7 protein-coding genes are annotated in these 8,633 nt (G+C 38.8%); all 7 read right to left on the bottom strand.

The features are described from left to right. The coding region (locus tag B3Y13_RS05055) for an aminotransferase class I/II-fold pyridoxal phosphate-dependent enzyme (protein WP_296693109.1) at window positions 1-556 on the bottom strand (556 nt) is incomplete at its 3' end. A gap of 244 nt (window positions 557-800) precedes the next feature. Then, complete coding sequence (locus B3Y13_RS05050; RefSeq protein ID WP_296693107.1) at window positions 801-2,639, bottom strand: FapA family protein; 1,839 nt, start codon at window positions 2,637-2,639, stop codon at window positions 801-803. A gap of 18 nt (window positions 2,640-2,657) precedes the next feature. After that, window positions 2,658-3,455, bottom strand: a complete 798-nt coding sequence (gene whiG, locus B3Y13_RS05045; protein WP_296022792.1) for an RNA polymerase sigma factor WhiG — start codon at window positions 3,453-3,455, stop codon at window positions 2,658-2,660. A gap of 22 nt (window positions 3,456-3,477) precedes the next feature. Further along, window positions 3,478-4,299 carry a hypothetical protein gene (locus tag B3Y13_RS05040; protein WP_296693103.1) on the bottom strand — a complete coding sequence of 274 codons (822 nt, stop codon included), beginning with the start codon at window positions 4,297-4,299 and terminating at the stop codon, window positions 3,478-3,480. Window positions 4,300-4,402: 103 nt separating this feature from the next. Next, complete coding sequence (locus B3Y13_RS05035; protein WP_296668882.1) at window positions 4,403-5,284, bottom strand: MinD/ParA family protein; 882 nt, start codon at window positions 5,282-5,284, stop codon at window positions 4,403-4,405. Window positions 5,285-5,286: 2 nt separating this feature from the next. Further along, window positions 5,287-6,492 carry a hypothetical protein gene (locus B3Y13_RS05030; protein WP_296022786.1) on the bottom strand — a complete coding sequence of 402 codons (1,206 nt, stop codon included), beginning with the start codon at window positions 6,490-6,492 and terminating at the stop codon, window positions 5,287-5,289. Further along, window positions 6,485-8,617: a flagellar biosynthesis protein FlhA gene (locus tag B3Y13_RS05025; protein ID WP_296668879.1), complete on the bottom strand. Its 2,133-nt coding sequence runs from the start codon at window positions 8,615-8,617 to the stop codon at window positions 6,485-6,487. Before B3Y13_RS05025 ends, B3Y13_RS05030 begins: the two co-directional genes overlap by 8 nt. Window positions 8,618-8,633: the final 16 nt, after the last annotated feature.

Genomic DNA, 8,633 nt, shown 5'->3' with positions numbered 1-8,633 from the left:
TCGGATTATTTGGAGAACAAAAATAAATCAGAGTATTTTTTTCAATTTTTGAAAGATCAGGAAAAAAATCGTTTTCCGGCGTGCATGGAAGATAAGAAATTCCTTCGTAACCGTTTCCGTTATTTTTTCCGGCAGCACCAGCGACAACAGAACCGTCAACATAAACAGGATAAGCAGGGTCTTGGACGGCAACTTTTACTTTTGAGCCAAACAAAGTCTGAATGCGCGCAATATCACATTTTGCACCGTCAGAAATAAAAATTTCGTTTGCATCTGCCATTTTTGGATAAAAAACTTCCGCAATTTTTGAGCGAAGGGCTGAATTTCCCTGCTCATCTCCATAACCGGAATATCCTTCAGGAGTTGAAAGAGCAAGAGCATAATCTGACATTGCCTTTGCAATATGCGGAGAAAGAGGCTCTGTTGTATTTCCTATTCCAAGGCTGATAATTCTAGCATCTGGATGACCAGCCGCGTATTCACGGCGACGACGAGCTACCTCTGGAAAAAGATAGCCTGCTGTAAGATTTGAAAAACCTGTATTTCTTTTAATCATAATAAAATAATTTTAACGAAGGAACATTCTAATTTCAAGCCGAGCGAAATTCCTGTAAAATGTTTGAATCCGTATAATTTTCAAAAAAATAATAAAGGCTCTGTAAATTTTTTATCCGTTTGAATAGCCTTCAGGCCCCTTTATATCTGAAAAATCTGGCTTTTCGTATTTTCCGCGCCGTACAAATCCTTCATCGTAATAAAAAACTACGCTTTTTACGTTTGCACGAACTTCATCTTTTTCGTCACGGACNNAAAATTTTTACTCCGGCATAGACAGTTCCAGAAGCATAAACTTTTCCAATGTTTTTCAATTCGCGAAGGTGCGCCAAAATCGTTTCGATTTCTTTGTTGAATTCATCGTTTTCGTTAGCAAGTTCATTTTTGCGAAGTTTATAACTCTTCAAGCTCTCTTCTTTTTCAGCTGGCAAAATTCTGCGGACTTTTTTTGTATTTTCCAGTGTTTGAATGTTCAATTCCAGCTCATCAATTTCTTTTACAGTTTTTTCCTGCATTTCGCGCAAGTCTTCAAGACGATGTTTTGCACGAGGATCGATTCCGACTTCGATTACAGTTTCTGTACCGCCGCCCGCGGAACCGATATTTTTTGCAAGAACTGTTTCTGTTGCGAAAAGATGTCCACCTGTAATCTGGGCGCGCTTTCCTTGCAGAATAATTCTATGCTGAGCAGAAACTTCGCAGTTCATCAACGAATCCTGAACAATTACGTTTTCTTCAACCTGAACTTTTGAATTCTGTACAAATTTTGCCCAAAGCGAACCACCGCACAAAATTTCACATTCATCTCTACCAACAATTCCTTGGCTTACAATAATATCGCCGTCACTTTCAAGCCTGCTTGCTCCTACAGCACCGTTTACTTCGATATTTCCACTTGCCTTTACGTTATAACCGTCTTCGATATTTCCGTTTACAATTACAGTTCCAAGGAAAGTTACGTTTCCAGACTTGATGTTTACACCATCGATTTCCATAATCGGCTCGACGTTAATTTTATCGTTAATAAGCAAAACTTGCCCATTGCAGGCTGCAAGAATTGTTCTTCCATCTGAATCCAATGTAACATTTTTTCCAAGCGGAAGATTGATATCTTTTCCGTTTTTTGCTTCAAGATAGCGGCCGTAAAGTGTCTTTCCAGCTTTTCCACGCTCAGGAAGCATTTTTTGCGCAAGTGGCTGTCCTTCGACAACATTTTGAATAAGGTTGAGCTCCTTAAAATCAACTTGACCGTTTGCAGCCTCTTTTGCCCGAATTTTTGAACGGTCCGTTTCAAAGTTGTAGGCAATATATGCATCGCGTCCGTCAACTGGCAAGACAGCTTCCGCAACGACAACAGGAACATTGTAAGTTGGCCTGTCAACAAGAGCGGAGATCTTCTCATCGGAAATTCCGGCAACAACGCCCTGCCCTTTTAATGCGGTTTTTATCTGCTCTTCGCTGACATCAGCTCCGCCCAAAGCCGGAGGCGTAATCGTACAAGTTGCCTTTAATTCGTCTTTTGTAATATCAATAACGTAAATTGCATCTCCAGCAGGATTTCTTGAATAATGGCCGACAGGCTCGTAAATTCCACCTGTTCCATCTTCTGTATATTTTTTTACGATTTTTTCATCAAAATCTACAGTATCAGAGCGTTTTATATCGTTTATGACATCTGAAAGATTGATGTTTTTTCCGTCTCCGACAGGAAGATTTACTTTCAGACAAATCTCTGTTCCAAACCGATGAACAAAATACTCTCCGTCTTTATCAAAATTCTGAATCTCTTCGTCCATGTCCATAAAGCCGGAATTCTGAAAATCCTTGCTTCTTTCACTTTTTGATACCGCTTCAGCATTTTGATAAACGGTTATAAACCAAGGTCGTTTTGCAATTCCAAAAAATCCATCAAATCCTTTTTCTTTTACTTCATATTCAAGATTCGCAATTTTTGTGTTCAGCTGAACAGCTGCATCTGCGAGCGCTTCATCAAGAGTATCAGCGCGAACTTCTACGCTTTTTACGCTTTGGTCTTTTTTTTGAAGCTCTGCAAGGTCTAATCGGATTTTTTCAAGTGTAACCATAAATTTCAAGACCTTAAACTAGATGATTCCCTTACGAAAATTCGTCAATTTCGCCTTTAAACGCAAATTTGCCTTTGTATGCAACTGAGAAATTCTCGATTCGCTTACCTCAAGCACCTGTCCAATTTCTTTAAAAGTCAAATCTTCATGGTAGTAAAGAACTATTACCATTTTTTCTTTTTCTGGAAGTTCGTTTATAGCCTGCACAATAACTTTTCTAATTTCCTCGCGTTCAACTTGAACATCTGGATTCAGGCTTGCAGGAGACTCGATAGTATCTCCAATTGAAAGATGATCGCTGTCGTCTCCAGAACTCCAAACATCATTTAAGGAAACAATGCTTGACGCGCTGACTTTCATTATAGTCTGATGATATTCGTCCTCAGAAAGATTCAGCTGCTGTGCAATTTCTGCATCAGTCGCAGTACGGCCAAGCTTTGACTCAAGCTCGCTGATTGTATCTTCAATTTCACGGGATTTTTGACGTACAGAGCGTGGAACCCAGTCAAGCTGACGCATTTCATCAAAAATTGCGCCACGGATTCTAGTGACGGCATAAGTTTTAAATTTTACACCCTTTTCTAAATCATATTTACTGATTGCATCAAGAAGTCCAAACTGACCAAAGCCAACAAGGTCATCAAATTCCATGCTTGCAGGAAGACCTACAGAAACTTTTCCAGCGACATATTTTACCAACGGCATATACTGCCTAATCAGCCTGTCGCGTAGTTGAGAAGATTTTGTTTTTTTATACTCAGCCCAAAGTTTATCTTCGTCGCTGCTGTTGATTATCAACGTCTGCTCTGTACCCATAGCTTCCTGTCTCTTTTTCTATTTATTTATCTTTTTCAAGCAGAGTCCGAACAGCCTGCGCCATTACATCTGCATTTTGTGAAACGCTTTCTGTTCCGCCAGAAAAAACAGCTCCGGCAAAACCGTTTCCGCCAGAAGAAGCAAAATCACTGTCATTTATTATATCACCAGATGAATTATTTTTCACGTCATCTGACAAATCCTCAATTTCCGGCAATTCATCAATATTTTCAATCGAAGAGCCATCGGCAAATGCGTTTATCTTATTTTCAGAATCGCCTGCATTAGAAGGAACATCTTTTTTTAAAATTGAGTTTTCCGATGAATTTTGCAAATCAGAATTGGCTTTTCCGAGATTTTCAAGTCCGGCAGAAATAAATTCGGCCTTTTTACTTTCGCCTTCTTTTTTTGTTCCGGAAACAGAATTTTTTGTTTCCGAAGAAGACTTTTCTTCTGTCAAAGATTTTTCTTCCGTCTGAAAATTTTTTGAATCTTTTCCTGAAAGACCAGGGCGGTTATTTTCTACAAAAAATTTTGGACTGGATTCATCATCTTCAAGCCCGTCATCCGTAATAACGATATTTACATTGTCACCGGATTTCTGTTGCTTGGACTGCGGCGAATTTTGAGAAGAATCAGTTTCAAGAGAGACGCCCTTTGAATCATTTGCCAAAAATTTGGAAAAAAGGAAGGAAATTGAAAATGAAAGAACCGAAAAAACAGCTGCAAAAATCAGCGACCTAAGCAAAATAGCCAGAACTGGATTTTTTGCAATCATTCCAGTAAGAAATGACAAAACAAAACCGCAAACGGCTGCAAAACCGATGATTTTTTTGTTCATCATTACTTCCTCCCTTATAAAAGATTAAGACAAAATTTGCACAAGGTCAAGTTTTTAAACTTTTTGTTAATTTTTGTAAGCATTTTTTTTCATCAAATTACCGGCTTTATTTTTTTCTGAGAAATTTCTTAAGAAAACTCGATACGCCGTCGCTTGTACCAAGATCAGTTTTTTCAATGCGGCCAACAATATGTTTTATGCACTGAGCCGGTTTTGAAGTTGGATTTATAATCATAAACGGTTTTTGGCGGATTACAGACGCAGAAACAACAGAATCATCATAAACAAAGCCTATGTAATCAACCTTGTAATTTAAAAACTGTCCGACAATTGTAATTATTCTGTCAGAAATTTTCTTACCTTCTTCTGCAGAGTGGACTCTATTTACCAAAAGCTTTATATTTATATTTCTTTCGCCAAGTTCCGTAGTGATAATTTTTATCATTCCGTAAGCGTCTGTGATTGCCGTAGGTTCAGGAGTTGTGACAACATAAACTTCGTCTGCCGCGGCAACAAACTGCAAAACGTTGTTAGCGATTCCAGCTCCAGTATCGATTATGATGATATCCGCATTTCCAAGCTGAGCAAATTGCTTTGCAAAATAGTCAAGCTCTTCAACAGAAAGATTTGCAATTTTTGAAAAACCGTTTGCTCCGGCAATAAATTTAATTCCAACTTCCGTATCGAGAATTATTTCCGACATTGTCTTCTGACGGTTTATAACCTGCATAAGGTTATACTGAGGAACAACATTCAAAAGAACGTTTACATTTGCCATTCCAAGGTCACCGTCAATAAGGATAACCTTCTTTCCAAGCTGGGCATAAGCAATCGCCATATTGACCGCCATATTTGTTTTTCCAACACCGCCTTTTCCGCTTGTAATGGCAATAATTCGGGTTTTGTGAGATGATGCCTCATTTTTTTTCTGTGTTGATGAAAGCGTGTTTCCCATCAATTCACGCAATTCTTCAGCCTGGTCTTCCATAATTATTCATCCTCCGGAAACATGTCATCAATATAAACTTTACTAACCGTAAAATCTGAAAGTCTGTATAAAAACTCTCTGACAGAAGCTTTTTTTATGTCATTTGGAACTTTTTGTCCGTCTGTTATATAAGAAATAGTCTTGTTTAGTTCGTACAAAACGCTCAGGACATTTCCATAAGAAGTCGTTTCGTCACATTTTGTGATTATAACTGAATTGAAATTAAAAAGTGAAAAATTTTCAATTGTTTTCTTTAAATCCCGCGCCTTTGTCGAAGCCGCAACAACCAGATAAGTATCCAGAGAAAATCCCTGAAGATTTAAAATATTTCTCATTTTTGCAATATTGTCGTAGTCGTTCGGGCTAAATCCTGAAGTATCAATAAAAATATAGTCCGCGCTGTCCTTACATTCTTGAATTATATCATTTAAATCAACAGGAGACTCCGCCTTGTCAACGCGAACATGCATAAGTTCCCCAAATTTGCGGAGTTGCGCTTCTGCACCAACACGGGTATGGTCAATCGTAATAAGGCGCACGTTAGGCAATGGCTCGCCTTTCTTTTTTGCATCAAGAATAAGTTTTGCCGCCATTTTGCTGATTGTCGTTGTTTTTCCAAGACCAGTCGGTCCGATAAGGACAATTATATGAGGAATTTTGTAATAAACTTCTGGAGCAACTTTTATCGACTGACCGATCCAGCCGACTACTTTTTCCTGAATTTGCTCAAAATCATTTAAATCTTCAAGAGTCGATTCATTTTTTAACTTAGAAGAAATCATATTTATAAATGCATGAGTAAATTCATTGTCCTCGAGAAGTTTTTCAATCTTTACGATTGACGGATGTTTTTTTTCGACAGAAGTGATTTTCAAATCTTCAATCTGACTATTCATCTGTGCCATCATGTCTGTAAGCTCGTTATATTGCTTTACAACAAGTTTTGAATAATCAACTTTTGAATTTTTTATAATGCTTTCTTTTGCCGCCGAAAAATCCTCCTGCTCAGAATGTCCCCTGTCTTTTACGACAAAAGAAACTTTTATGCGGCTTTTCTGAAAAAAGCCAAGGAATCCGCCCTGAAGGACTGTCTGCTGGTCAATAATCCGATAGTTGTTTCCGTATTCCTGCCAAAGACTATTTCTTATTTCATCGACAGATTTTCCAGTCATTGTCAAAGTCGTCGGTGTGTATTCACTGCTATTCACTTATTTCTCCCAAAATTTCAAGATTTACTGAATTTCCAGCCGCAAGAACTTCGTCTACAGAAAGAACTGCTACGGTTCCCGGAAAATCTCTTTCAATCAGTTGATAAACAAGCTGTCTGACATCGGGAGTTGGCGCAAGAATTATAGGCAAAATATTTCTGTCCCGTAAAGGTATTATATTTGAACTGACCGCATTTTTGAAATTTCTTGAATCAACCGGATCAAACGCAACTACAGGCGCAGAACCGTCATTCTGCGAAACTATATGCTCTATAATTTTTTGTGCCCATCCCTGGCTCAATTGAATGACGCTGAGCTTTTTCTGCTCATCATTAGGATCTACATACTGAAGACAAATCTGAAGTCCAAGCGCCTCACGAACTTTTCCAATCAAAAAAAACGGATTGTGCGGCATGTTTCCGTAGTTTGCAAGCGTTTCCAAAATTGAAACAATATTGCGAATAGATACCCGTTCCCGAAGAAGCCCCTGAAGAATTTTTTCGATCTCGCCATAAGTATACTTATATGTATCCATAACTTCTTCAACTACAACAGGATTAGTTTCTTTTATTTTTGCAATTATCGCGCTTACTTCCTGTCTTCCCAATATTTCTGCAGCATGAGAGCGGATAATCTCAGTCATGTGAGTTGCAATTATCATAGGAGGATCGATTACCGAATAACCGTTTCTTTCGGCTTCCAGACGGCGATCTTCACCAATCCATATTGCCGGTATTCCAAAAGTTGGATCTTTTGTAGGTTCGCCTTTAATTTCTTCGATTACAGAACCAGTATTAAGGCACATGTAGTATCCGATCTTTAATTTTCCCCGGCCAGCTTCAATCCCGCGGATTTTAAAACTGTATTCCTGTGGATCGAGCGTAAGGTTATCGATGATTCTTATTCTAGGAACTACGAGACCAAGGTCAATTGCGGCTTCGCGGCGGATTCTCGTAATTCTCTCAAGAAGCTCTGCGCCTTTTTCTTTATTAACCAAATCAAGCAAGGCGACTCCCAGCTCAAGACAAAGAGGATCGAGAGGAACAACCGGACTAAGCTCTTCAGATTTTTGAGAAGATTGAGAGCCTGCTTTTTTAGCCGCTTCTTCCTCCAGTTTTTTTGCAAAAGAAAGCTTTTCCTGCTTTTGCATTTTATAGCCAAAAAAGATAAGCAAGGCGCCCATACCGATAAGAATAACGACAAGAAGAGGCGTTGTGTGAAAAATAATAGCCATTACAGCAAGAATTCCGCCTGAAATCATATAGACAGAACTGCTTATATTAAACTGCTTTTTAATTTCTTCGCCTAAAACTTCGTCAGAATTACCACCGGTTACAAGAATACCAGTCGCAACAGAAATCAAAAGAGACGGAAGCTGGCTCAAAAGACCGTCGCCAATAGTAAGCTGGGGAAAAGTTGCAATAGCTGAACTAAAATCCATCCCCTGTTTTATCATTGCATAAAGAACACCGCCAACCAGGTTTATCAGCGTAATAAAAATTCCAGCCTTTACGTTTCCGCTTACAAACTTTGAAGAACCGTCCATTGCAGAATAAAAGTCGCATTCACGCTGAATATCCGCTTTTTTCTGTCTTGCCTGTTCATCCGTAATTGAACCGGAATTCAATTCAGAATCAACAGCAAACATTTTTGAGTTCATGGAATCCAGGGCAAAACGAGCCTGAACTTCAGAAACACGCCCGGCGCCCTTTGTAATTACAACAACCTGAATAATGATGATGATTAAAAATATTATAAACCCGATAACCGGCTGACCTTTTGCCACAACGTTTGCGAAAGATTTTATCATCGCTCCGTCAAAAGATTTAAAGCCGACATATCCGTGAGTGAGAATATAACGGGTTGAACAGACATTGAGTGCAAGACCAAAAACTGTCACAAAAAGAACGACACGAGGAAAAGACGACAATCTTGAAGACTTCGGGGTATACAAAACGACAAGAAAGATGATTATGGAAATCGCAATGTTTACAATCATCAAAAAATCGAGAACCGCTCCGCTTACAGGCATTAACAGCATAAAAACGATGAGAACGCCGGCAAATGCGATAAAAGAATTTGAAATTTTTGTCTGTTTAAAAAAATTGCTTAAACGGTTAGCCACTCCCCACCCCTGGTTG

It is taken from the genome of Treponema sp. UBA7567 (genome assembly GCF_002476655.1).
GTDB lineage: Bacteria > Spirochaetota > Spirochaetia > Treponematales > Treponemataceae > Treponema_D.
This window is presented reverse-complemented; position numbering and strand designations above follow the sequence as displayed.